The sequence below is a fragment of the Bradyrhizobium sp. AUGA SZCCT0105 genome (assembly GCF_018129565.1).
Lineage (GTDB): Bacteria > Pseudomonadota > Alphaproteobacteria > Rhizobiales > Xanthobacteraceae > Bradyrhizobium.
Map to the genome: position 1 here is coordinate 318,797 of NZ_JAFCMK010000007.1, position 21,227 is coordinate 340,023.

Here is a 21,227-nt window from a genome sequence, read left to right on the forward strand (position 1 = left end):
AAAACACCCCCAAAAGACCCTCCGGAGACCCCTACCAACCGGCTTGCCCCCGGGCGCGGCGCTATGTATACGCGCCTTTCGGTGCCCGCGCTTGCGGTTTTCGGCGTGGGTTAACCTACTTATCCTCTTAAAGGAATAGACGCGTCGTCATGGGCCGCCTCGTGATGAAATTCGGCGGTACGTCCGTCGCCAATATTGATCGTATCCGCAACGTCGCCCAGCACGTGAAGCGCGAGGTCGACGCCGGCCACCAAGTCGCCGTCGTCGTCTCCGCGATGTCCGGCAAGACCAACGAGCTGGTGGGCTGGTGCACCGAGGCCTCGCCGATGCACGACGCGCGCGAATATGACGCGGTGGTCGCCTCCGGCGAACAGGTCACCTCGGGGCTGCTCGCGATCGTGCTGCAGGGCATCGGCATCCAGGCGCGCTCCTGGCAGGGCTGGCAGATCCCGATCAAGACCTCGGACGCGCACGCTTCGGCGCGCATCGTCGATATCGACGGCAGCGAGATCATCGACCGCTTCAAGGAACGCAAGGAGGTCGCGGTGATCGCCGGCTTCCAGGGCATCAACCCGCAGACCGGCCGCATCACCACGCTCGGCCGCGGCGGTTCGGACACCTCGGCGGTGGCGATCGCGGCTGCGCTGAAGGCCGACCGCTGCGACATCTACACCGACGTCGACGGCGTCTACACCACCGACCCGCGCGTGGTGCCGAAGGCGCGCCGGCTCGACAAGATCGCATTCGAGGACATGCTGGAGCTGGCCTCGCAGGGCGCCAAGGTGCTGCAGGTTCGCTCGGTGGAACTCGGCATGGTGCACAACATGCCGATCTTCGTGCGCTCCAGCTTCGACAAGCCAGAGGATATCGACCCGCACGCCAACCAGCCGCCGGGCACGCTGATCTGCAGCGAGGAGGAAATCATGGAAATGCACGTCGTCACCGGCATCGCCTTCTCCAAGGACGAAGCCCAGATTTCCGTGCGCCAGATCGAGGACAAGCCCGGCGTCGCCGCGGCGATCTTCGGGCCGCTCGCGGATGCCAACATCAACGTCGACATGATCGTGCAGAACGTGTCGGAGGACGGCAAGACCACCGACCTCACCTTCACCGTGCCGGCCACCGACTACAACCGCGCCAGGGACACCATTACCTCCGCCAAGGCCAAGATCGGCTATATCAGGCTCGACACCGCGACCGACGTCGCCAAGGTCTCGGTGATCGGCAGCGGCATGCGCAGCCATGCCGGTGTCGCCGCCAAGGCGTTCAAGGCGCTGGCCGACCGCAACATCAACATCCGCGCCATCACCACCTCCGAGATCAAGTTCTCGGTCCTGATCGACGCCGCCTACACCGAACTCGCGGTCCGCACGCTGCACACGCTGTACGGGCTGGACCAGGCGTAGGGCTTTCCGGGGCCCCCTTCCTTTCGTCATTCCGGGGCCCGCGACGCGAGAGCCCTCAGGTGCGCAATTGCGCACCGGGGAATGACGAGGCGGAGCATTGGCCGTCCTCCGGTACCCACATCCCGGAGTTAGAATTTCTCTTAGCGGGCGCAGCATAGGGCTGACGCAGACGTTATTTGCTACTGGCAGGCGTTTTGCTTGGCAAAGCGAGCCTCGATTGGCTATACGGCCAGTCAGGTGGGCTGTCGCAAACTGTGGCACAGTTTGTGCGATCCCGAATCGGCGGGAACTGGCGCGAGCGGCGACGCCGAATGACTAAAATTGTTGTTTTTGACGAGTTTTGCGCCAACGGCCGACCGGCCCCGTGCGCCGGCCTGGTGGGGAGGGACTGAAGCACATGCGGAGCGCGTCGGGAGGCCCCCGCGTCCTGTTGAGACGGCTCCGCGAAACCATGGCGGAGCAAGTCTCCGCCCAGGAACGCCTCGACAAGATCGTGGTGCTGATCGCGGCCAACATGGTGGCCGAGGTCTGCTCCTGCTACGTGCTGCGCATCGACAACACACTCGAGCTCTACGCCACCGAGGGTCTGAACCGCGACGCCGTGCATCGCACCGTGCTGAGCGCGCATGAGGGCCTGGTCGGCCTCGTTGCCAGCGAGGCGACGCCGCTCAATCTCTCCGACGCGCAAAGCCACCCCGCCTTCGCCTACCGCCCGGAGACCGGCGAAGAGATCTACCACTCGTTCCTCGGCGTGCCGATCCTGCGCGCCGGCAACACGCTCGGCGTGCTTGTGGTGCAGAACCGCGCCAAGCGCACCTATGTCGAGGAAGAGGTCGAGGCGCTGCAGACCACCGCCATGGTGCTGGCGGAGATGATCGCCTCCGGCGAGCTTGCCGCGCTGGCCCAGCCCGGCGCCGAGCCCGCCGCGCGGCACTCGCTGCACAAGACCGGCGCGGTGCTCTCCGACGGCATCGCGCTCGGCCATGTCGTGCTGCACGAGCCGCGCGTCGTCATCACCAACTATATCGCCGAGGACCTGCCGAAGGAGATCAAGCGGCTCGACACTGCGCTCGCCAATCTGCGCGCCGATCTCGACCGCATGCTGGAGCGTGGCGACGTTGCCGAGGGCGGCGAGCACCGCGAGGTGCTGGAAGCCTACCGCATGTTCGCCAACGACCAGGGCTGGTCGCACAAGCTGCATGAGGCGGTCGCCACCGGCCTCACCGCGGAAGCCGCCGTCGAACGCGTGCAGTCCGACACCCGCGCGCGCATGCTGCGCTCGACCGATCCCTATCTGCGCGACCGGCTGCACGATCTCGAGGATCTCGGCCATCGCCTGATGCGGCAACTGGTCGGCCAGGACCATGCGCCGACGCGCGAGCAGCTGCCCGACAACGCCATCCTGATCGCCCGCGCGATGGGCCCCGCGGCGCTGCTCGACTATGACCGCAAGCGGCTGCGCGGCCTGGTGCTGGAGGAAGGCACCGCGAATTCCCACGTCTCGATCGTGGCGCGCGCGCTCGGCATTCCCGCGGTCGGCGAGGTGCCGAACGCGCCCGGCATTGCCGATCCGGGCGATGCCATCATCGTCGACGGCATTTCCGGCGAGATCTATGTCCGCCCCTCCGCCGAGATCGAATCCGCCTACGCCGAGCGCGTCCGGTTCCGGGCGCGGCGGCAGGCGCAATATTCGGCTCTGCGCGACAAGCCTTGCGTGACCAAGGACGGCCAGCCGATCGAGCTCCTGATCAATGCCGGCCTGACCATCGACCTGCCGCATATCGAGGACACCGGCAGCGCCGGCATCGGCCTGTTCCGCACCGAATTGCAGTTCATGGTGAGCCCGAGCCTGCCGCGTTCGAGCGACCAGCTCGCGCTGTACCGCACCGTGCTCGATGCCGCCGGCGCCAAGCCCGTCACCTTCCGCACGCTCGACATCGGCGGTGACAAGGCGCTGCCCTATATGGAGACCGTGGTCGAGGAAAATCCCGCGCTCGGCTGGCGCGCGATCCGGCTCGGCCTCGACCGCCCCGGCCTGCTGCGCGGCCAGATCCGCGCGCTGCTGCGCGCCGGCGGCGGCCGTGCGCTGAAGATCATGTTCCCGATGATCTCCGACATCGCCGAGTTCGACCAGGCCAAGGCGATCGTCGAGCGCGAGCTGACCTATCTGCGCCAGCACGGCCATTCGCTGCCCGAGCGGATCGATATCGGCACCATGGTCGAGGTGCCGGCCCTGCTCTACCAGCTCGACGAGCTGCTGAAGAAGGTCGACTTCGTCTCGGTCGGCTCCAACGACCTGTTCCAGTTCCTGTTCGCGGTCGATCGCGGCAATGCCAAGGTCTCGGAACGCTTCGACACCCTGTCGGCGCCGATCCTGCGCGCGCTGCGCGACATCGTGCGCAAGGCCAAGATCGCGAAGAAGGCCGCGTCGCTGTGCGGCGAGATGGCGTCGAAGCCGATCGGCGCGCTGGCGCTGATCGCGCTCGGCTACCGTTCGCTTTCATTGTCAGCAACTGCGCATGGCCCGGTCAAGGCGCTGATCCTCGACCTCGACGCCAAGAAGGCTGAAGCGATGATCAATCCGCTGGTGGACGCGCCGGTTGGCAGCGTGTCGATCCGCGAGGCGCTGACGAAGTTTGCGGAAACCGAGGGGCTGGCCTTGTAGCGACGCTGCCGCGCCTCTGCCACCCCTTCGCGCTTTCAGCAATTCGAGACTCCGCCATGCTACCCGAAGCCAAACTCGACGTCCTGCTCGCCCATCACGCCTCGCTGGAGGCCGAGCTGCTCGGCCAGGTCAACTCCGAGCGCTATGTGCAGATCACCCGCGAGCTCGCCGAGCTCAATCCGCTGATCGATGCGGTGAAGGTCTATCGCTCCGCCCGGTCGGAACTCGCTGACGCCGAGGCGATGCTGGCGGATGCGGGGACCGATCCCGAGATGCGCAGCATGGCGGAAGCGGAGATGGAAACGCTGCAGGCGCGCATCGGCGAGCTCGAACAGGAGATCCGGATCGCGCTATTGCCGAAGGACGCGATGGACGACCGCAACGTGGTGCTGGAAATCCGCGCCGGTACCGGCGGCGACGAGGCCTCGCTGTTCGCCGGCGACCTGTTCCGGATGTATGAGCGCTTCGCGGCCTTGCAGGGCTGGAAGGTCGAGGTGATCTCGGCGAGCGAAGGCACCGTCGGCGGCTACAAGGAAATCATCGCCGAGGTGCAGGGCCGTGGCGCCTTCGCCAAGCTGAAATTCGAGTCCGGCGTGCACCGCGTGCAGCGCGTGCCCGACACCGAGACGCAGGGCCGCATCCACACCTCGGCCGCCACGGTCGCCGTGCTGCCCGAGGTCGAGGACGTCGACGTCGACATCAAGGACACCGACTTAAGGATCGAGACCATGCGCGCCGGCGGCGCCGGCGGCCAGCACGTCAACAAGACCGAATCCGCGATCCGCATCACCCATCTGCCGACCGGCATCGTGGTGATGATGCAGGACAGCCGCTCGCAGCACAAAAACCGCGCGTCGGCGATGAATATCCTGCGCTCGCGCATCTATGACGCCGAGCGCCAGCGCGTCGACGCCGCGCGCTCCGCCGACCGCAAGGAGAAGGTCGGCTCCGGCGACCGCTCGGAGCGGATCCGCACCTATAATTTCCCGCAAGGGAGAGTCACCGACCATCGCATCAACCTGACGCTCTACAAGCTGCCGCAGGTGATCGCGGGCGAGGCGCTCGGCGAACTGATCGATGCGCTGACCACCGAGCACCAGGCCGCGCAGCTCGCGGCACAGGGCGCGGCGGCGTGAACCGATCCGGCTGCTGGCTCCATTGATCGTCGTCGTCCCTGCGAAAGCAGGGACCCATAACCACAGGGCGTCATTGTTGATCCCGATATCGACCCCGACCGCCCAGATCGAAGGGCCGCGGCGTATGGGTCCCCGCTTTCGCGGGGACGACGGGCGGTTGGTGTTGCGCGAGGACACTGCGTGATGGCGCCTGTGGTCAACGCAACAGTCGAGACGGCCCGCCGCGCACTTGCTGCGCAGTTGCAATCGGCCGGCAACGACTCCGCCGAACTCGATGCACGGCTGCTGGTCGGCGCGGCGCTTGGCCTCGATCTGACCGGCATGGTCACGGCAGCGAAACGTACGCTGACCCAGGACGAAGCGGATCGCCTTGAGGGCCTGGCGCGCCGCCGCCTCGCCGGCGAACCGGTCGCGCGCATTCTCGGCATCAAGGAATTTTGGGGACTGCCGCTGCATCTGACCGCCGCGACGCTGGTGCCGCGTCCCGACACCGAGACCGTGATCGAGCGCGCGCTCGAACTGCTGCGCGCCGACGGCGCGGCCGAGCGCGCGTTGCGGATCGCCGATCTCGGCACCGGTTCGGGCGCGATCCTGCTGGCGCTGCTCTCGGAACTGCCGAACGCGCATGGCTTCGGCACCGACATCTCGGCGGAGGCGCTGCAGACGGCGAGCCGGAACGCCGCCGAGCTCGGACTTAGCCAACGCGCGACATGGATCGCGTGCGACTATGGCAGCGCGCTGACCGGCGCGTTCGACCTGATCGTGTCCAATCCGCCCTACATCCCCTCGGCGGACATCGCCGGTCTCGACATCGAGGTCCGCGCGCACGACCCGCGCGCGGCGCTCGACGGCGGCGCCGACGGGCTCGACGCCTACCGCGCGCTGATTTCGCAATCTGCGGGTCTTCTGACCTCGGGTGGATTTCTGGTTGTGGAAGTCGGACAGGGCCAGAGCGGCGACGTTGAAGCGCTGATGACGGCTTCCGGGTTATCCCCAACGGGGCCGCCCAAGGCCGATCTCGGGGGTGTTCCGAGGGCCGTTTCAGCCCGCCGGCTGCCCCGATAAAGTCCTATTGGAACGCAAAAAAACCTCTTGGAATATCCCCCGGGAACGACTACGTTCCGCCCACAACATCGGTGCTGGCCCCGTAACCGTTACGGGTGATGACCAGGGTTCAGCAGAGCCCGCCGATCGAAAGGTTCCAGGAACGCAGGTCTCATTGAGCGCAATAGCCGAAGCTGTGCTGCTCTCGACCGCCAAGCGAACGAAAGCCTGTTATTGCGCTTGAACACTTACGCACGAGAACTGGGCCTGTCTCAACGGGCGGAATGATTTTGTCGCTGGCGTGTTTGGCCGGCGGCGGTTGGGGAACGCGTCTTTGCTGAACGCGACTTTGCTGAACGAGATGGTCGGCGACATCGATGCCACTTCGAACGGTATTGCGATTCCGTGCGCCTAGACGCGCGCCGAATCGGAATCTGGGAATCGGACTTCTGAGAAATCGGACTGTGGACTGCAATAACTTCAGGGCTGGAATAAAAGGCGACAGATGAGAAACGGTCAGAACAACAAGCGGATGCGCAACCGGAATAACAACAACAATAACAACAACAATAATAACCGGCGCGGCCAGAATCCCCTGACACGGGTGTACGAATCGAACGGACCCGACATCAAGATCCGCGGCACGGCCTCCCACGTGGCCGAGAAATACGTCCAGCTTGCGCGCGATGCACGCTCCTCCGGCGATCCGGTGGCAGCCGAGAACTACTACCAGCACGCCGAGCACTACTACCGGATCATCGCGACCGCGCAGGAGCAGTTCCGGCAGAATCAGCAGCCGCCGCGCCCCGACGCCGAGGTGACGCAGACCGAAGACGGCGACGACGACAGCGACGGCTATTCGAGCTTCGGCCAGGAGCCGGGCTTCGTGCCGCAGCAGCAACAGCCATTCATGCGCGACAACGGCCAGCAGCCCTACCAGCAGCCGCGCGAGCATCGCGAGCGTGACCAGCCGCCGCGCGAGCAGCAGCCGCGTGAGCACCGCGAACGCGAGCATCGTCCGCAGCCGCAGTATCAACCGCTACCGCAGAACCAGCCGCAGCCGGTGCTGGCCGATGCCGGCGGCGTCGATCGCCTGCCTTCGTTCATCACCGGCGGCGCGCAGCCGCAGGTCAACGGTGGCCCCTATGAAACCAACAATGGCGGCGCAGAACGCGGCGAACGGAGCGAGCGCTTTCCGCGCCGGCGCCGCCGTCCGCACGGCCCGCGCCCCGACATGGCGGCGCAGCCGGCGCCGAGCGACGACTTCAATCCGGGCAACGAGTAACCCCTGAAAATCTGTCACCCTCCCTTCACGGGGAGGGTGAATGATCCGCGTCGCGACTCCGAGTCGTCTCACGACTCCGCGTCTTCCTACGACTCCGCGTGACTGGATTTGCGCGTCGCCGTCGAGGACGGCACCAGCACCGGACGCAATGACGGGATCAGCTGCGTCCGTTCGCGGCGCGCCGGGATCGCGCGATAGACCTGCTTGCTCGCTTCCACGATATGCACGCCGGCGAACGGCATCGACAGCGCCGCGCCGACCCGCTCCCACGCCATCGCCGAGCGCAGGAACCAGCTGCCCTGCACCGGCGGCATGAACAGCGCCTCACCCCATGACGCCGGCGTGAACCAGGTCTGCCGCAACAGCTGGGTGATCTGCGCCCGCGAATAGGGCCGGCCATGGCCGAACGGCGTGGTATCGGTGCGGGTCCAGACGCCGCGCCTGTTCGGGATGATCGCGATCAGCCGCCCCGACGGCGACAGCACCCGCCACACCTCGCGCAGCAGCCGCTCCGGATCGTCGGACATCTCCAGCGCATGCACCAGCAGCACGCGGTCGACCGCGGCATCCGGCAGCGGCATCGAGAATTCGTCGATCAGGGTCGCCAGCGCAGGCCGGCCGGTCGGCCATTTCAGCACGCCCTGGGCCGCCGGCATGAACGCAATGCAGCGCTCGCAGGTATCACGGAACAGGCCGAGGTAAGGCGTCGGATAGCCGAGGCCGAGCACGCGCAGGCCTTCCGCGTTCGGCCACCGCGCACGGATGCCACGGTTGATCAGCTGCCGCGCCACGATGCCGAGGCGCTGCGAATAGAAGTCGCGGAGGTCGATGACGTCCATGATCCCAGCCTAACATGCCCCCTGCAGCCGGGGAGCGCCGAAATTTGCGTTGCCGCCGGAGCGTTAACGCCATATTTCACCCCTATATTGGGCGCGGTAAGAGCATGATCCGGAAACGGCGACGCCGGCTTTTCGAAAAGGCCATGCTCTGAAATGTCCGTCCCGTTTGTTCGTGGAGATATCATGACCGCCGAAATTCGCACCTTCAGCTGCCTCACCGACAATTTCGGGTACCTGATCCACGATCCCGCCACCAAGGCGACGGCATCGATCGACGCGCCGGAGGCCGGCCCGATCATCAAGGCGCTGGAGCACGAAGGCTGGACGCTGACCGACATCCTGATCACCCATCACCATGGCGACCATGTCGGCGGCGTCGCCGAGCTGAAGCAGAAATATGGATGCCGCGTCGTCGCGCCGCACGACCAGTCGGCCAAGATTGCCAATGTCGATCTGCGCGCCGCCAATGCCGACGTCATCAAGGTCGGCAGCCTGCTCGCGCGCGTGGTCGAGACCCCCGGCCATACGCTGGACCATATCTCCTATGTGTTCGACGGCGAGAAGGCGGTGTTCGCCGCCGACACGCTGTTCTCGATCGGATGCGGCCGGGTGTTCGAAGGCACCTATCCCATGATGTGGGATTCGCTTCTCAAGCTGCGTTCGCTGCCGGACGATTTCCGTCTCTATTGCGGCCATGAATACACCGCCTCCAACGTGAAGTTCGCGCTCACCATCGAGGGCGACAATCCGCATTTGCAGGCCCGCGCCGAGGAAGTGACGAAGCTGCGCGCCGAGAACAAGCCGACGATTCCCGTGCTGCTGGGCGACGAGAAGAAGGCCAATGTGTTCCTGCGGGCCGACGAGCCGGCGGTCGCGGCCAAGCTGCACATGAAGGGCGCCGACCCGGCGCTGGTGTTCGGCGAGCTCCGCGAGCGCAAGAACAAGTCCTGATGTCACAGCTCTCGGCTGCCGACATCATCGCGCGGCTCGCGCTGCAGCCGCACCCCGAAGGCGGCCATTATCGCGAGACGTTTCGCGACGAGCGCTGTGATGCCAGTGGACGTGCGCATTCGACCGCGATCTATTTTCTGCTCGCGCGCGGCGAACGTTCGCACTGGCACCGCATCGACGCTGTCGAGATGTGGCACTACTACGCCGGCGCGCCGCTAACGCTGAAGATCGCGCAGGACGGCGGCCTACCGCATGCGATCACGCTCGGGCCTGATGTCGCGCACGGCGAGCAGCCACAGGCAATCGTGCCGGCAGGCGCCTGGCAGGCCGCGGAAAGCGGCGGCGACTGGACGCTGGTCGGCTGCACCGTGGCGCCGGGATTTGAGTTTGCGAAGTTCGAGATGGCAAAGCCCGATTGGTTCCCCGGCAACTGAAAAAAGGTACTCGGGAATCGGGTGGGTAAGCGGGCACCAAGCCATTAGCTCTAGGCTTCACATGAGGAAGCCAGCATGCTCAGCACCATCGATATCACACGCACTGCGGAATCGCGGAGCATTGAGCCGGCCATACTCTACTTCGGGACACCCGTCGTTCTGATTGGTTCGACCAATGAAGATGGCTCGCCCAATCTGGCGCCGATGTCGTCGGCATGGTGGGTTGGCTGGCGATGCATGCTTGGCCTCGCAAGCAATTCCAAGACCACCGAGAACATGATCCGCACCGGCGAATGCGTGCTCAATCTCCCATCGGTCGATCTTGTCGATGCCGTCAATGCTCTGGCGCGCACCACCGGCTCGAACCCAGTGCCGGCAGGAAAGATCAAGCGCGGTTATCGGCACGAACGGGACAAGTTCGACATCAGCGGCTTGACGCGATTGCACGGCGAGACCGTCACCGCCCCGCGCGCCGCCGAGTGCCCGGTACAGATTGAGGCGAAGGTCGCCCACGTCCACAGAATGGCGCAGGAGGACGAGGTCTGGCGCGGCCATCTCATGGCAATCGAGGTGCGCGTGACCCGCGTGCACGCTCATCCGGGAATTTTGATGGACGGCCAAACCGACCGCATCGATCCCGACAAATGGCGACCGCTGATCATGAGTTTTCAGCAGTTCTATGGCCTGTCGCCCCAGAAGCTGAAGCATTCCGTGCTCGGGCAAATTCCGGAAGGCGCTTACAAGCCGCCTGGCTGGCGGCCAGCCGCCTAGTGTTTCCAGACCATGTCTTTCGCCGCGATCAGGCCGCCACCGGCGATCAGGATCGCGGCGATTGCGATGTTGGCGCTGGGCTTGGCAAAACCCGCGGCGATCAGGAACGCGGTCGAGAGCAGCGGCGTGGCGTAGGATGCGGCGCCGAGCACGCGGATGTCGCCCCGCTTCATGCCGATGTCCCAGGCGAAGAACGCAGCGCCCACCGGACCGATGCCGAGTGCTGCAACCGCGAGCCATTGCGGCGGTGTCGCGGGCCACACCGTGGTTTCCACCATCATGTGCACCAGCGCGGCGAGCGCGGCCGTGGCCAGGCAGAAGCCCGCCACCGCGTCGGTCGGCACTGCCTTGAGCCGGCGCGACATCACCGAATAGGCGGCCCAGACGAACGCCGCGACGAAGGCCGCCGCGAAACCTGGAATCTGCGCTCTTGTGAAGGCGCCGGTGTTGCCGGCGAACAGCAGCACGGTGCCGGCAAGGCCAAGCAGCGCGCCGATGATGTGATGGATCGCAAGCCGCTCGCCCGGCAGCAGCGACGAAAACAGCACGATCAACAGCGGCCAGAGATAGTTGAGCAGGCCGGCCTCGGCCGGTGGCGCGAACCGTAGCGCGAGGAAATACAGCGCGTGATAGCCGAACAGCCCGCCGACACCGACGAGCCAGGCAACCGGCGACTGCTTCAGTGCGTCGAACGCTGCGGGACGGAACAGGAAGCTTGCGAACGCGACCGCGGCGCCGATCGCAAACGTCATGGCGGCGAGCTGGAACGCCGGGATCGCCCCGGTCGCCACCGTCATGACCGACAGCAGCGACCACATCAGGATGGCGGTCAGTCCGACAAGGGTGGCAGTTCGGGTCGTCATCTGAGTTCAATCCGTCGTGGCCGGGCCAGCCACGTCTCTGCTTCGCGCCTCGCGGTTGTAACGACGAAAATGCCCGGCACAAGGCCGGGCATCACGACTTGATTGGGAACCTCTGCGACGCGACGACGCTTCTCGCGTCAGGCCTGATACTGGCCGCCGTTGATGGTCAGCGTCGAGCCGGTAATGAAGCCCGCCTCGTCAGCCGCGAGGAAGACCACGGCGCGCGCGATCTCCTCGGGTTCGCCGAGCCGGTTGACCGGAATCTGCGGGATCACGTTCTTCTCGAGCACGTCCTTCGGCACCGCCTGCACCATCTCGGTGTTGATGTAGCCCGGGCAGATCACGTTGACGGTGATGCCGCCCTTGGCGTTCTCCAGCGCGAGCGCCTTGGTGAAGCCGATGTCGCCGGCCTTTGCCGCAGAGTAGTTGACCTGGCCGAACTGGCCCTTCTGGCCGTTGATCGAGGAGATCGAGATGACGCGACCGAACTTGCGGGCGCGCATGCCTTCGATCACCTGGCGCGTCATGTTGAACAGCGAGCCGAGGTTGGTGTTGATCACGGCAGTCCACTGCTCCAACGTCATCTTGTGGAATGCAGTGTCCTTGGTGATACCGGCATTGTTGACGAGCACATCGATCGGACCGAGATCGGCCTCGACCTGCTTCACGCCGGCCGCGCAGGCGTCGAACGATGCGACGTCCCACTTGTAGACCGGGATGCCGCTCTCCGCCTTGAACTTCTCCGCCGCGGCGTCATTGCCGGCGTAGCTTGCCGCCACCTTGTAGCCCGCCGCTTTCATCGCCTTGCTGATTGCAGCTCCAATGCCCCGCGTTCCGCCCGTCACCAATGCAACACGTGCCATGTCCGTCTCCTCCTTGGCCGTCTTTTATAACCGGATCACTCCGGTCTTCGCACTCACTCAACAAAGCGCGATGAGATTAGGCTCAATCGTCATCGCGCTTTAGCTCCCTTTTTTTGAGCATGATCCTTTTGGAAACCGCTTCAAACTTTTCCGGATCATGCTCTCGAAACAAAAATGCCCGGCACAAAGCCGGGCATCTTTTCTATCAGCTCGCGCCGTGGTTGACAGATGATCTTTTCATCACCTAACCGACCTCGCTGCCTCTTGTTCAGTCGCGTGCAACGCACATAGCGATGCCCATGCCGCCGCCGATGCAGAGCGTCGCGAGGCCCTTCTTGGCATCGCGCTTCTGCATCTCGTGCAGCAGCGTCACCAGCACGCGGGCGCCCGACGCGCCGACCGGATGGCCGATCGCGATCGCGCCGCCATTGACGTTGACCTTGGCCGGATCCCAGCCGAGGTCCTTGTTGACGGCGCAGGCCTGCGCCGCGAACGCCTCGTTGGCCTCGATCAGGTCGAGGTCGGCAATGTTCCAGCCGGCCTTCTTCAACGCGGTGCGCGAGGCGGGGATCGGCCCTGTGCCCATGATCTTGGGGTCGACGCCGGCCTGGCCCCACGAGACGATGCGGGCGAGCACCTTCTTGCCCTGCTTGGCAGCTTCCTTGGCGGTCATCAGCACGACGGCGGCGGCGCCGTCATTGATGCCCGAGGCGTTGCCGGCGGTCACGGTGCCGTCCTTCTCGAACGCCGCGCGGAGCTTGGCCATCGCATCGATGGTCGCGCCATGACGCGGATACTCGTCGGTGTCGACCACGATATCGCCCTTGCGGGACTTGATGGTGACCGGGACGATCTCGTCCTTGAACCTGCCGGCCTTCTGCGCCGCCTCGGCCTTGTTCTGCGAACCGACCGCGAACTCGTCCTGCTGCGAACGGGTGATCTGGTACTGCTTGGCGACGTTCTCGGCGGTGTTGCCCATGTGGTAGCCGTTGAAGGCATCCCACAGCCCGTCCTTGATCATGGTGTCGATCAGCTGAAGGTCACCCATCTTGACGCCGCCGCGCAGATACTGCGCGTGCGGGGCCATGCTCATCGACTCCTGGCCGCCCGCGACCACGATCGAGGAATCGCCGTTGAGCAGCGCCTGGTAGCCGAGCGCCACCGTGCGCAGGCCCGAGCCGCAGAGCTGGTTGACGCCCCAGGCCGGGCTTTCCACCGGAATTCCGGCCGCGATCGAGGCCTGGCGGGCCGGGTTCTGGCCCTGCGCCGCAGTGAGGATCTGGCCCATGATGACTTCGGAGACCTGACCACCCTCGACGCCGGCACGCTCCAGCGCCGCCTTGATGGCGATCGCGCCGAGGTCGTGGGCCGGCGTGGTGGCGAACGCGCCGTTGAAGCTGCCGACCGGGGTGCGGGCGGCGCTGACGATGACGACATCGTCTGACATGGACATCTCCTATGGGTTGTAGCTGGGTTTCTCGACGGCGGGCGGCCGGTTTGGCGGACCTGTCTCTTAACGGCTATCCTGTAAACCTCATTGAGCCATGTCAATCGCGCTGACGCGCAAATCGCGCCGCGACGCACTCAAAATGACGTCCTTGGCACTTTCCTGAGCAATACCTTTGCTTTGGGATTAACCGTGCAGCACAAAACGGTAGCCGAACGGCTTTGAAAATGCTTACCTTTGCTGCGATGCGTTGCATTTAGCCCAGCGGCGATGCTGCCGGGTTCCAGGTCCTTCGGTGTTGAAGTGTGAGCCCATGGCAAAATCTGAACAACCGACCACGATCAAGAAATACGCGAACCGGCGGCTCTATAATACCGGTACGAGCACCTATGTGACGCTCGAGGATCTCGCGGCGATGGTGAAGGAAGGCGAGGATTTCCTCGTCTATGATGCCAAGACCGGCGACGACATCACCCGCTCCGTGCTTGCGCAAATCATCTTCGAACAGGAAAACAAGGCCGGACAGAACCTGCTGCCGACCACCTTCCTGCGCCAGCTGATCCGGTTTTACGGCGACAGCATGCAGATGGTGGTGCCGAAATATCTCGAGCAGTCGATCGATACGCTGACCCGGGAACAGGAGAGATTTCGCAAGCAGATCGCGGGCGCCCTGAGCGGGACGCCGTTTGCTCCCCTGGAAGAACAGGTCCGCCGCAACATGGAGCTGTTCCAGCAGACCTTCTCCATGTTCAAGCCGTTCGTGCCGCAACGTGGCGGCACTGAAGCCGAGAAGGCGCCGGAGCCCGCGGCCGACGACGGCAACATCGACGACCTTCGCCGCCAGATGAAGGACATGCAGGAACGCCTCGAGCGCATGTCGCAGCCGGCGAAGAAGGACGAGTAGGCGTAGCGTCGCGCAGCGCGTTCAGCTTTGTGATCCGTCACCCTGAGGAGCGAGCACAGCGCGCGTCTCGAAGGGTCGACGGCCTCGCTCGTGCAGCAAGGGAATTGCATGCGCCTGCACATCCGGGCCGTGCATCCTTTGAGACGCGCTACGCGCTCCTCAGGATGACGGGTCTATAGTGGCGCGTCGTCCTAACCCGCAGCCGGCACAACCTTCTCCGCCGACGCGTTCCACGGCCGGTCCGGCGAGGCGAGGCCGATGAGGCGGCCCTGGATGAAGTCGCAGCCCCATTCGCGCAGCATCACGGCGGCTTCTTCGTCCTGCACCCATTCGGCGACGGTCTTGATTTCAAGGCGGCGCGCGAGATCGATCAGCGTCTGCACGAAGGCGCGGTCGTCGGCCGATCGCACGATGTTCTGCACGAAGGCGCCATCGATTTTGACAATATCGACGCCGAGCTTGCGCAAATTGCGGAACGAGGTGTAGCCGGCGCCGAAATCGTCGATCGCGATCCGGCTGCCGAAATTCTTCAGCCGCGTGACGAAGCCGCGGACGTCGTCGATATCCTGGATCGCGACCGTCTCGGTGATCTCGACGATCAGCCGCTCGCCGACGCCGGGATGCGCGTGCATCAGCGATTCGATGGTGGCCCACCAGTCCGGATCCATCGTGGTGTCCGGCGAGATGTTGAGGCTGAGCTGCACGCCAGGGGCAGAGGCGAGCTCGGCGATCGCAAGCTCCAGCACGCGATGATCGACCATCCGGATCAGGCCGAGCCGCTCGGCGACCGGCACGATATCGGGCGCGAGCAGCGCCTGGCCGTCCTCCTGCTCCATGCGGACCAGGCACTCGTAGAACGAAGGCTGCCGCGAGCGCGCATCGACCACCGGCTCGAAGCCGATCACGATACGGCGCTCGTTCAGCGCGGTGACGATCTCGTCGGTGACGCGGATGTTGACGCGGCGCTGGGCATCGCGCTCGACATTCGGCTTCCACAGCGCGAACGATCCGGCGCGGCGGCCCTTGGCCGCGTCCAGCGTCTCCTGGGCGCGATTGACCGCCTCCTCCGCCGACTTCGCATGGCGCGGGATGGTGACGGCGCCGATCGAGACCGTTACCGATACCGGGCCGGACCTGGTCGGCACCACCTCGTCGCGCACCGCGGCGAGGAAGCGCTCGGCGGCGACGTTGGTGTCGTCGACGGTGCAGTTGCGCAAGATCAGGCCGAACTTGTTGCCGGAGAAGCGGCCGAGCATGTCGCCGCTGCGCAGCCGGGCGCGAATCCGTTTCGCCACCTCGGCGATGACGGCGTCCGCGACATCGAAGCCGAACGCATCGTTGACCCGCGCCAGATGATCGATGCCGATCAGCATGAAGGCGCAAGAGGTGCGGAAGCGCGCGCACTCCTCGATGGACTCGGCGAGCGAGGCGATCAGATGGGTGCGGTTGAGCTCGTTGGTCAGCGGATCGTGCCGCGACAGCTTCACGAGCTGCTCGTCGCGGGCGTGCCGCTCATTGTTGATGCGAACGACGCCTTGCACGCGCGCCGGCCTGCCGTCGGCGCCGGCAAACCAGCAGCCGGTCTCCTCGATCCAGATCACCGGCGCCGAGGTCACGGCCCGCACGCCATATTCGATCCGGTAGGGAACGCCCTCGCCGCCCCGCGCCGGTCCGGTCTGGCCGAGCGCATCTGATCGGACCGAGCGCATGGGCTCGATCAGCTTTGCGAGCTCAGTGCCGCTGGCCAGCGCCGCGACCGGGATGTCCGGGAACACCGTCGCCACATTGTGGCTCCAGGCAATCGCATCGCTCGCCAGGTCCCAGGCGAAAGTCGCCTGGCCGAGCGAGGCGAGGATGCTGGCAGCGGGCGGGACAGGGAGCATCGACAATGTCTCGATTTGGGACGGGACCCGGTGATTCTATACACTCTCAGGATAGTGGTTCCGGCGAATCCAACGCTAGGAGAACTTGATAAATAATCTGGAAACCACGTTTTCGATTGCCGCGGAACGAACTGGGGATGGCGGGCATGACCCTTGCCATGAGGGTATTGCAGAGGGACGCAACGTCCCAAACTATGACGCTCCAACGGGTCGCACGCGATGCGCGAATTCGATCAATCAGAGGTCCAGGACGGCGAGTTCACAGACACTGCCGGGGCGACCGGCACGGCTCTGGTGCCGCTGGCCGCGACCACCCATTGGGCGCCCAAGATCCCTCTGGCGCATGCCGATCCGTCGTTTGTGGCCCATCTGATCGCCACCGCCGCCCATGAGCCGCAGACCTGCGTGCTGCGGCGTGGGTCATTGGCCGACGCGCAGAGCGCCTACGGCCCGCATGTCGACGAACGCCGCAGCGTCGCGCGGCGGACCCGGCAAATCATCTAGCTGATCATCTCGCGATCAATGGGCCTTGACGGGCCGGTTGCCGTGGCTGTCCTGCGGCACGCCGCGGCGCAGCGACATGTGGGAATGGATGCCGAGCCAGCGCCCGTCCGCCTGACGCACAAGAATGATCGTCGCCCGTCCCGGCCGATCGAAGCGGCTGCCGTCCGCATGGAAGCCGGTGCTCGTCCATGGCGTGATCACTGTCGCCATGCCGCCGTCGGCGCTGATCAGCACCTGCGTATGCGCGAGATCGAAGGCGAAATCCGCGGTGCGGGGCCAGACATTGTCCCATTGCATCTCGGTCCAGCGCGCACGGCCCTGGATGAGTTCCTGATAGGTGCCGAACGAGATGATGTCCGAATGCCAGAACGGACGGGCGGCCGCATAGTCGACCGCCCTGACGCAGGCGGCGAACCGTTCCAGCCAGTCGAAGATCGATCGAGTGGTCGTCGAATCGGCGATCGGAAGGGCCGTTTCTCCGCTCATGATCGTCCTCGAGAACGCTCTAGCGTTGTGGCGTGTCCGGAGATGGCTGGCCGCCGGGCTGCAAATCCGGCGAATTGACCGTGGGCTTTGGCACCGATTGATCGAGCAGCACGGACTCCGCAACTGACGTCGCTGGCGGGACCGGCGCGGCGGGCGCCGGTGTGACGATAGGTGCAGGCTCGGGCCGTGGCGGGGCAGGCTCCACCGCAGGCGCGGGCCGTGGCGTCTCGACCGCGGCGGGCTGTGACTTGCTGACCGGCGCCGGTGCCGCGGGCGCGACCACCGCACGGCGGCGGGTGCGCAGCGCAATTCCGGAAATGAAATCGACCAGCGCCAGCAGCGTCAGCAGGCAATAGGTCGAGTTGCCGAATTTCGGCCAGAGCACGAATTCGGCGGCCGCCGCGCCGAACACGATCAGCGACAGCAGATGGTCGGTGAGATATTTCGCGCCGGGGCGCGCGCCCTTGATGACCTCGAGCAGCAACAGCAGCACGCCGGCGGCGAGCAGCATGTCACTGAGCGTGATCTGCCACTGCTCGCCCGACAGCAATGTCAGCCTGATCAGCGGGTCCGTGAAGGACACGCCGGGCATCAGGAAGGCGATGATGTTGTAGACCGCGAGCGGAACGAGCAGCAGCGGAAAACCGACCATCGGGGCTTGCGCCTTAATTCAGGGAGAACCAGCAATGCGGCGATGCTCATTGGCCCCGCCGCCGACGCGCCCGTCTTGGCCGCACTCGTTGGCCGAATTCAGGCGCAGCGCCGTCTTGATCGGAGGACGATCTCCGCGCAAACGCCTTTGGCGTTTGTCGCGAGGGAAAACCGCTACGCAATTTTCCCGATCATGCTCCCGCCAGCGGCGCGGAAGCCGAAGGTCCGATCAGGACTCTTTCTTGGCCTTCAGGACCTGGCGGCCCTTGTACATGCCGGTCTTCAGGTCGAGGTGGTGCGGACGGCGCAGCTCGCCGGAGTCCTTGTCCTCGACATAGGTCGGGGTCTTGATCGCGTCGGCCGAACGGCGCATGCCACGGCGCGACGGCGAGGTTTTTCTTCTGGGAACGGCCATGACGGTGTCCTCTAGGGTGTTGCGGAGGCATCGTCCGAAATGCGGACGGGCTCAGCGCTTCGAAGCGCAAGCTGCGATGCCGGTAAGGCCGCGCTTATAGAGGAAGGGACTGCGTAAATCTAGGCCTGGAGACAGCAAAATCCGCCCGAAATCGCGCTCAAGAGCCGCGATTTTCGCGCCAGCAGCGCGTCACGGTGTTGGCCCGGGCCATATAGGTGCCGGACAGCCTGCGGACCCCCGGACCCGGGTTCCGGGCACTCCTTTTGACCGGATTCGGCAGGATCGCCGCCAAAAGCGCCGCCTCCCGGGGTGACAGCTCTGCCGCCGACCGGCCGAAGGCATATTGAGCACCGGCTTCGGCCCCAAACTGCCCGGATGGCCCCATTTCCGCGATGTTGAGGTAGATTTCGAGGATCCGTTGTTTCGGCAGCACGAAATCGATCCAGAGCGCCAACGGCAGTTCCAGCCCCTTGCGGATCATGCTGCGGCCGGGCCACAGGAACAGGTTCTTGGCCACCTGCTGGGTGATGGTCGAGCCACCACGGGCCGCCTCACCGTCCCCGGCGTCGTCGATCACCTCGCGCAGCGCCCCCCAATCGATGCCCCGATGCTTGCAGAAATGGGCGTCTTCCGAGCCGACCACGGACCGCGGCAGCGAGGGCGACATGGCGCCGAAATCGATCCAATGCCGCGTCACCGGAGCCCCTCGCAGGGTCCGCCATGCCATCAGGGCCGAAACTGGCTGACCGGTGCGGTAGAACGGCGTCACCAGATAGGGCAGCAACAGCAGCGCCAGCAAAAGCAGCAATAAAATCCGGACAATGCGCAAAGCTGGGGTTTCCGGGGAGGACCTTTCCAGGGAGGATTATAGGACCCGCCCGCCAGAACACGGCCGGCGCCATCAGACGTCTGTGGGATAATTCACGGTTTTTCCAGCACTTTTAAGGCGCAATCCGTCGCAGGGCGGGAATTGACGAAGCCGATCCCATCAACGATTGTCCGGCCGAAAATCGATCTGGAGCAATTCTTAATGACGACCGGTACTGCAGAGTTTTCCAAGCGGCTGGACCAGACCGCGGAGGATACCGAAGCCCTGCTCGCCAAACTGCTGTCCGATGCGACCGAGAGCGACGAGATCGTGCGCCCGAAGCGGCTGATCGAGGCGATGCGCTATTCGAGCCTCGGCGGTGGCAAGCGGCTGCGGCCGTTCCTCGCGGTCGAGAGCGCCGCGGTGTTCGGCATCCCGCGCCAATCCGCCCTGCTGGTGGGCGCCGCGCTCGAATGCATCCACTGTTACTCGCTGATCCACGACGATCTGCCAGCAATGGACAATTCCGACCTGCGCCGCGGCCGCCCGACCCTGCACAAGGCCTATGACGACGCCACCGCGATCCTCGCCGGCGACGCGCTGCTGACGATTGCCTTCGACATCATCACCCGCGATGCGATCCACAAGGACGCCCAGGTGCGCCTGCTGTTGACCCGCGCGCTGGCGCGCGCCTCCGGCGTCGGCGGCATGGCCGGCGGCCAGATCCTCGACCTCGCCGGCGAAGGCCGCTTCGGCGACCGCGAGCCGGTCGATGTCGCGCGCGTGCAGCAGATGAAGACCGGCGCATTGCTCCGCTTCGGCTGCATCGCCGGCGCGATCCTCGGCCAGGCCTCGCAGAAGGAATACCAGGCGCTCGACGATTACGGCAAAGCGCTCGGCGAAGCGTTCCAGATCGCCGACGATCTGCTCGACGTCGAGGGCGACGCCGCCGCACTGGGCAAGCCGGCAGGCGCCGACGCGGTGCTCGGCAAGACCACCTTCGTCACCCAGCTCGGCATCGACGGCGCCAAGCAGCGCGTGCGCGACCTCCTGGCACGCGCCGACGCCGCGCTGTCGGTGTTCGGGAACCGGGGCGACGTGCTGCGCGCAGCCGCCCGCTTCGTCGCCGAGCGCAAGAACTAGCCGAAAGCAAACCGCGAAATGAGCAAGGAGTTCGACGATCGCCTTGTTCGTTTCCGCAAGCTGCCGATGCCGGTCCGCGTGGTGGTGGGCCGGCCGCGCACCTTCGTTTCGATCACGGTCGGCATCGCCGTCGCGCTGCTGATCCCCGGCTCGATGCGCCTCGTCACCCGCATGCTGGCCGGCTGGGACGCCTTCGCCGCGCTGTATCTCGCGCTTGCCTACGTGATGATGCTGCGCTGTGGCGTCGCCCACATCAAGCGCAGCGCCATCCTGCAGGACGATGGCCGTTTCCTGATCCTGCTGCTGACCGCGTTCGGCGCGCTGGCGAGCCTCCTGGCCATCGTATTTGAACTCGGCGCATCCAAGGGCAGCCCGGCCGGGCTGGCGGTGGCAATCGCCACCATCACGCTGTCATGGGCGGCAGTCCACACCGCCTTCGCGCTGCACTACGCCCACGAGTTCTACCGCGGCAAGACGCCCGGCGGATTGCAGTTTCCGAGCGGCGATGAGCATGCCGACGCCGACTACTGGGATTTCGTCTACTTCTCGTTCGTGATCGGCATGACCGCGCAGGTCTCCGACGTCGGCATCACCGACAAGATCATCCGCCGCATCGCAACCGTGCACGGCATCATCTCGTTCGTGTTCAACACCGCGCTGCTGGCCCTGATGGTGAATATCGCAGCGAGTGCGATCTAGCCTGACGGGCGTAGAGCCATAAGGCAGTCA

Annotated in this window: 21 protein-coding genes; 12 read left to right on the forward strand and 9 right to left on the reverse strand. The window is 65.3% G+C overall.

Annotated elements, in window-relative coordinates; genetic code table 11:
• Positions 1-149 precede the first annotated feature (149 nt).
• From JQ573_RS30455 to JQ573_RS30475, 5 genes are all read left to right on the forward strand, one after another.
• Complete coding sequence (locus tag JQ573_RS30455) at positions 150-1,406, forward strand: aspartate kinase (protein ID WP_212311956.1); 1,257 nt, start codon at positions 150-152, stop codon at positions 1,404-1,406.
• A gap of 397 nt (positions 1,407-1,803) precedes the next feature.
• On the forward strand, positions 1,804-4,071 hold the full coding sequence (gene ptsP / locus JQ573_RS30460) for a phosphoenolpyruvate--protein phosphotransferase (protein ID WP_212311957.1): 2,268 nt from the start codon (positions 1,804-1,806) through the stop codon (positions 4,069-4,071).
• A 56-nt stretch (positions 4,072-4,127) separates the two neighbouring features.
• Complete coding sequence (prfA, locus tag JQ573_RS30465; protein WP_212311958.1) at positions 4,128-5,207, forward strand: peptide chain release factor 1; 1,080 nt, start codon at positions 4,128-4,130, stop codon at positions 5,205-5,207.
• Positions 5,208-5,390: 183 nt separating this feature from the next.
• Positions 5,391-6,272: a peptide chain release factor N(5)-glutamine methyltransferase gene (gene prmC / locus JQ573_RS30470; protein WP_212311959.1), complete on the forward strand. Its 882-nt coding sequence runs from the start codon at positions 5,391-5,393 to the stop codon at positions 6,270-6,272.
• 484 nt (positions 6,273-6,756) lie between these two features.
• Entirely contained in the window at positions 6,757-7,536 is a 780-nt protein-coding gene (locus tag JQ573_RS30475) for a DUF4167 domain-containing protein (protein WP_212311960.1), read from the forward strand.
• Positions 7,537-7,622: 86 nt separating this feature from the next.
• Here the strand turns inward: JQ573_RS30475 and JQ573_RS30480 are convergent, their stop codons facing one another.
• Positions 7,623-8,375: a class I SAM-dependent methyltransferase gene (locus JQ573_RS30480; RefSeq protein ID WP_212311961.1), complete on the reverse strand. Its 753-nt coding sequence runs from the start codon at positions 8,373-8,375 to the stop codon at positions 7,623-7,625.
• A gap of 183 nt (positions 8,376-8,558) precedes the next feature.
• On the opposite strand from JQ573_RS30480, the gene gloB reads away from it, so the two are divergent.
• From gloB to JQ573_RS30495, 3 genes are all read left to right on the forward strand, one after another.
• Positions 8,559-9,326, forward strand: coding sequence for a hydroxyacylglutathione hydrolase (gene gloB, locus JQ573_RS30485; RefSeq protein WP_212311962.1), 768 nt, complete (start codon positions 8,559-8,561; stop codon positions 9,324-9,326).
• Entirely contained in the window at positions 9,326-9,760 is a 435-nt protein-coding gene (locus JQ573_RS30490) for a cupin domain-containing protein (RefSeq protein WP_212311963.1), read from the forward strand. The genes gloB and JQ573_RS30490 overlap by 1 nt, the downstream gene beginning before the upstream one ends.
• 75 nt (positions 9,761-9,835) lie before the next feature.
• On the forward strand, positions 9,836-10,531 hold the full coding sequence (locus tag JQ573_RS30495; RefSeq protein ID WP_212311964.1) for a flavin reductase family protein: 696 nt from the start codon (positions 9,836-9,838) through the stop codon (positions 10,529-10,531).
• Here the strand turns inward: JQ573_RS30495 and JQ573_RS30500 are convergent.
• The 3 genes from JQ573_RS30500 to JQ573_RS30510 form a co-directional block, all read right to left on the reverse strand.
• Positions 10,528-11,394 carry a DMT family transporter gene (locus tag JQ573_RS30500; protein WP_212311965.1) on the reverse strand — a complete coding sequence of 289 codons (867 nt, stop codon included), beginning with the start codon at positions 11,392-11,394 and terminating at the stop codon, positions 10,528-10,530. The genes JQ573_RS30495 and JQ573_RS30500 overlap by 4 nt on opposite strands.
• Positions 11,395-11,531: 137 nt before the next feature.
• Positions 11,532-12,257, reverse strand: coding sequence for an acetoacetyl-CoA reductase (gene phbB, locus JQ573_RS30505; RefSeq protein ID WP_212311966.1), 726 nt, complete (start codon positions 12,255-12,257; stop codon positions 11,532-11,534).
• Between the two features lie 268 nt (positions 12,258-12,525).
• A complete protein-coding gene (locus JQ573_RS30510; RefSeq protein ID WP_212311967.1) occupies positions 12,526-13,704 on the reverse strand; it encodes an acetyl-CoA C-acetyltransferase in 1,179 nt (392 codons plus the stop codon).
• 313 nt (positions 13,705-14,017) lie between these two features.
• Between JQ573_RS30510 and phaR the strand changes: the two genes are divergently transcribed.
• Positions 14,018-14,608 (forward strand): polyhydroxyalkanoate synthesis repressor PhaR, encoded by a 591-nt coding sequence (phaR, locus tag JQ573_RS30515; RefSeq protein ID WP_097671126.1) that lies wholly within the window; start codon positions 14,018-14,020, stop codon positions 14,606-14,608.
• A 191-nt stretch (positions 14,609-14,799) separates the two neighbouring features.
• Here the strand turns inward: phaR and JQ573_RS30520 are convergent, their stop codons facing one another.
• A complete protein-coding gene (locus JQ573_RS30520; RefSeq protein ID WP_212311968.1) occupies positions 14,800-16,491 on the reverse strand; it encodes a bifunctional diguanylate cyclase/phosphodiesterase in 1,692 nt (563 codons plus the stop codon).
• 219 nt (positions 16,492-16,710) lie between these two features.
• Between JQ573_RS30520 and JQ573_RS30525 the strand changes: the two genes are divergently transcribed.
• The gene (locus JQ573_RS30525) at positions 16,711-16,995 is read left to right on the forward strand and encodes a hypothetical protein (protein ID WP_212311969.1); all 285 of its coding nucleotides are present in this window, start codon (positions 16,711-16,713) and stop codon (positions 16,993-16,995) included.
• Positions 16,996-17,010: 15 nt separating this feature from the next.
• Here JQ573_RS30525 and JQ573_RS30530 read toward each other — a convergent pair whose 3' ends face one another.
• The 4 genes from JQ573_RS30530 to mtgA all read right to left on the reverse strand — a co-directional run bounded on the left by JQ573_RS30530 (position 17,011) and on the right by mtgA (position 19,376).
• Positions 17,011-17,481: a nuclear transport factor 2 family protein gene (locus JQ573_RS30530; protein WP_212311970.1), complete on the reverse strand. Its 471-nt coding sequence runs from the start codon at positions 17,479-17,481 to the stop codon at positions 17,011-17,013.
• 19 nt (positions 17,482-17,500) lie between these two features.
• Positions 17,501-18,133 carry a hypothetical protein gene (locus JQ573_RS30535; protein WP_212311971.1) on the reverse strand — a complete coding sequence of 211 codons (633 nt, stop codon included), beginning with the start codon at positions 18,131-18,133 and terminating at the stop codon, positions 17,501-17,503.
• Between the two features lie 228 nt (positions 18,134-18,361).
• Positions 18,362-18,547 carry a 50S ribosomal protein L32 gene (rpmF, locus tag JQ573_RS30540; RefSeq protein WP_021077536.1) on the reverse strand — a complete coding sequence of 62 codons (186 nt, stop codon included), beginning with the start codon at positions 18,545-18,547 and terminating at the stop codon, positions 18,362-18,364.
• Between the two features lie 157 nt (positions 18,548-18,704).
• Positions 18,705-19,376, reverse strand: coding sequence for a monofunctional biosynthetic peptidoglycan transglycosylase (mtgA, locus tag JQ573_RS30545; RefSeq protein ID WP_212311972.1), 672 nt, complete (start codon positions 19,374-19,376; stop codon positions 18,705-18,707).
• 201 nt (positions 19,377-19,577) lie between these two features.
• Between mtgA and JQ573_RS30550 the strand changes: the two genes are divergently transcribed.
• Together JQ573_RS30550 and JQ573_RS30555 are read left to right on the forward strand one after the other, a co-directional pair.
• On the forward strand, positions 19,578-20,498 hold the full coding sequence (locus JQ573_RS30550; protein WP_212311973.1) for a polyprenyl synthetase family protein: 921 nt from the start codon (positions 19,578-19,580) through the stop codon (positions 20,496-20,498).
• An 18-nt stretch (positions 20,499-20,516) separates the two neighbouring features.
• The gene (locus JQ573_RS30555) at positions 20,517-21,197 is read left to right on the forward strand and encodes a DUF1345 domain-containing protein (protein ID WP_212311974.1); all 681 of its coding nucleotides are present in this window, start codon (positions 20,517-20,519) and stop codon (positions 21,195-21,197) included.
• Positions 21,198-21,227 lie beyond the last annotated feature (30 nt).

Excerpts from the sequence above, each read along its gene's own strand:
- JQ573_RS30525 (WP_212311969.1), top strand. The coding sequence starts at position 16,711 with ATGCGCGAATTCGATCAATCAGAGGTCCAGGACGGCGAGTTCACAGAC.
- gloB (WP_212311962.1), top strand. The coding sequence starts at position 8,559 with ATGACCGCCGAAATTCGCACCTTCAGCTGCCTCACCGACAATTTCGGG.
- JQ573_RS30530 (WP_212311970.1), bottom strand. The coding sequence starts at position 17,481 with ATGAGCGGAGAAACGGCCCTTCCGATCGCCGATTCGACGACCACTCGA.
- JQ573_RS30535 (WP_212311971.1), bottom strand. The coding sequence starts at position 18,133 with ATGGTCGGTTTTCCGCTGCTGCTCGTTCCGCTCGCGGTCTACAACATC.
- JQ573_RS30510 (WP_212311967.1), bottom strand. The coding sequence starts at position 13,704 with ATGTCAGACGATGTCGTCATCGTCAGCGCCGCCCGCACCCCGGTCGGC.
- prmC (WP_212311959.1), top strand. The coding sequence starts at position 5,391 with ATGGCGCCTGTGGTCAACGCAACAGTCGAGACGGCCCGCCGCGCACTT.
- JQ573_RS30475 (WP_212311960.1), top strand. The coding sequence starts at position 6,757 with ATGAGAAACGGTCAGAACAACAAGCGGATGCGCAACCGGAATAACAAC.
- JQ573_RS30550 (WP_212311973.1), top strand. The coding sequence starts at position 19,578 with ATGACGACCGGTACTGCAGAGTTTTCCAAGCGGCTGGACCAGACCGCG.
- JQ573_RS30500 (WP_212311965.1), bottom strand. The coding sequence starts at position 11,394 with ATGACGACCCGAACTGCCACCCTTGTCGGACTGACCGCCATCCTGATG.
- JQ573_RS30555 (WP_212311974.1), top strand. The coding sequence starts at position 20,517 with ATGAGCAAGGAGTTCGACGATCGCCTTGTTCGTTTCCGCAAGCTGCCG.
- JQ573_RS30520 (WP_212311968.1), bottom strand. The coding sequence starts at position 16,491 with ATGCTCCCTGTCCCGCCCGCTGCCAGCATCCTCGCCTCGCTCGGCCAG.
- prfA (WP_212311958.1), top strand. The coding sequence starts at position 4,128 with ATGCTACCCGAAGCCAAACTCGACGTCCTGCTCGCCCATCACGCCTCG.
- JQ573_RS30480 (WP_212311961.1), bottom strand. The coding sequence starts at position 8,375 with ATGGACGTCATCGACCTCCGCGACTTCTATTCGCAGCGCCTCGGCATC.
- rpmF (WP_021077536.1), bottom strand. The coding sequence starts at position 18,547 with ATGGCCGTTCCCAGAAGAAAAACCTCGCCGTCGCGCCGTGGCATGCGC.
- phbB (WP_212311966.1), bottom strand. The coding sequence starts at position 12,257 with ATGGCACGTGTTGCATTGGTGACGGGCGGAACGCGGGGCATTGGAGCT.
- ptsP (WP_212311957.1), top strand. The coding sequence starts at position 1,804 with ATGCGGAGCGCGTCGGGAGGCCCCCGCGTCCTGTTGAGACGGCTCCGC.
- phaR (WP_097671126.1), top strand. The coding sequence starts at position 14,018 with ATGGCAAAATCTGAACAACCGACCACGATCAAGAAATACGCGAACCGG.
- JQ573_RS30455 (WP_212311956.1), top strand. The coding sequence starts at position 150 with ATGGGCCGCCTCGTGATGAAATTCGGCGGTACGTCCGTCGCCAATATT.
- JQ573_RS30490 (WP_212311963.1), top strand. The coding sequence starts at position 9,326 with ATGTCACAGCTCTCGGCTGCCGACATCATCGCGCGGCTCGCGCTGCAG.
- JQ573_RS30495 (WP_212311964.1), top strand. The coding sequence starts at position 9,836 with ATGCTCAGCACCATCGATATCACACGCACTGCGGAATCGCGGAGCATT.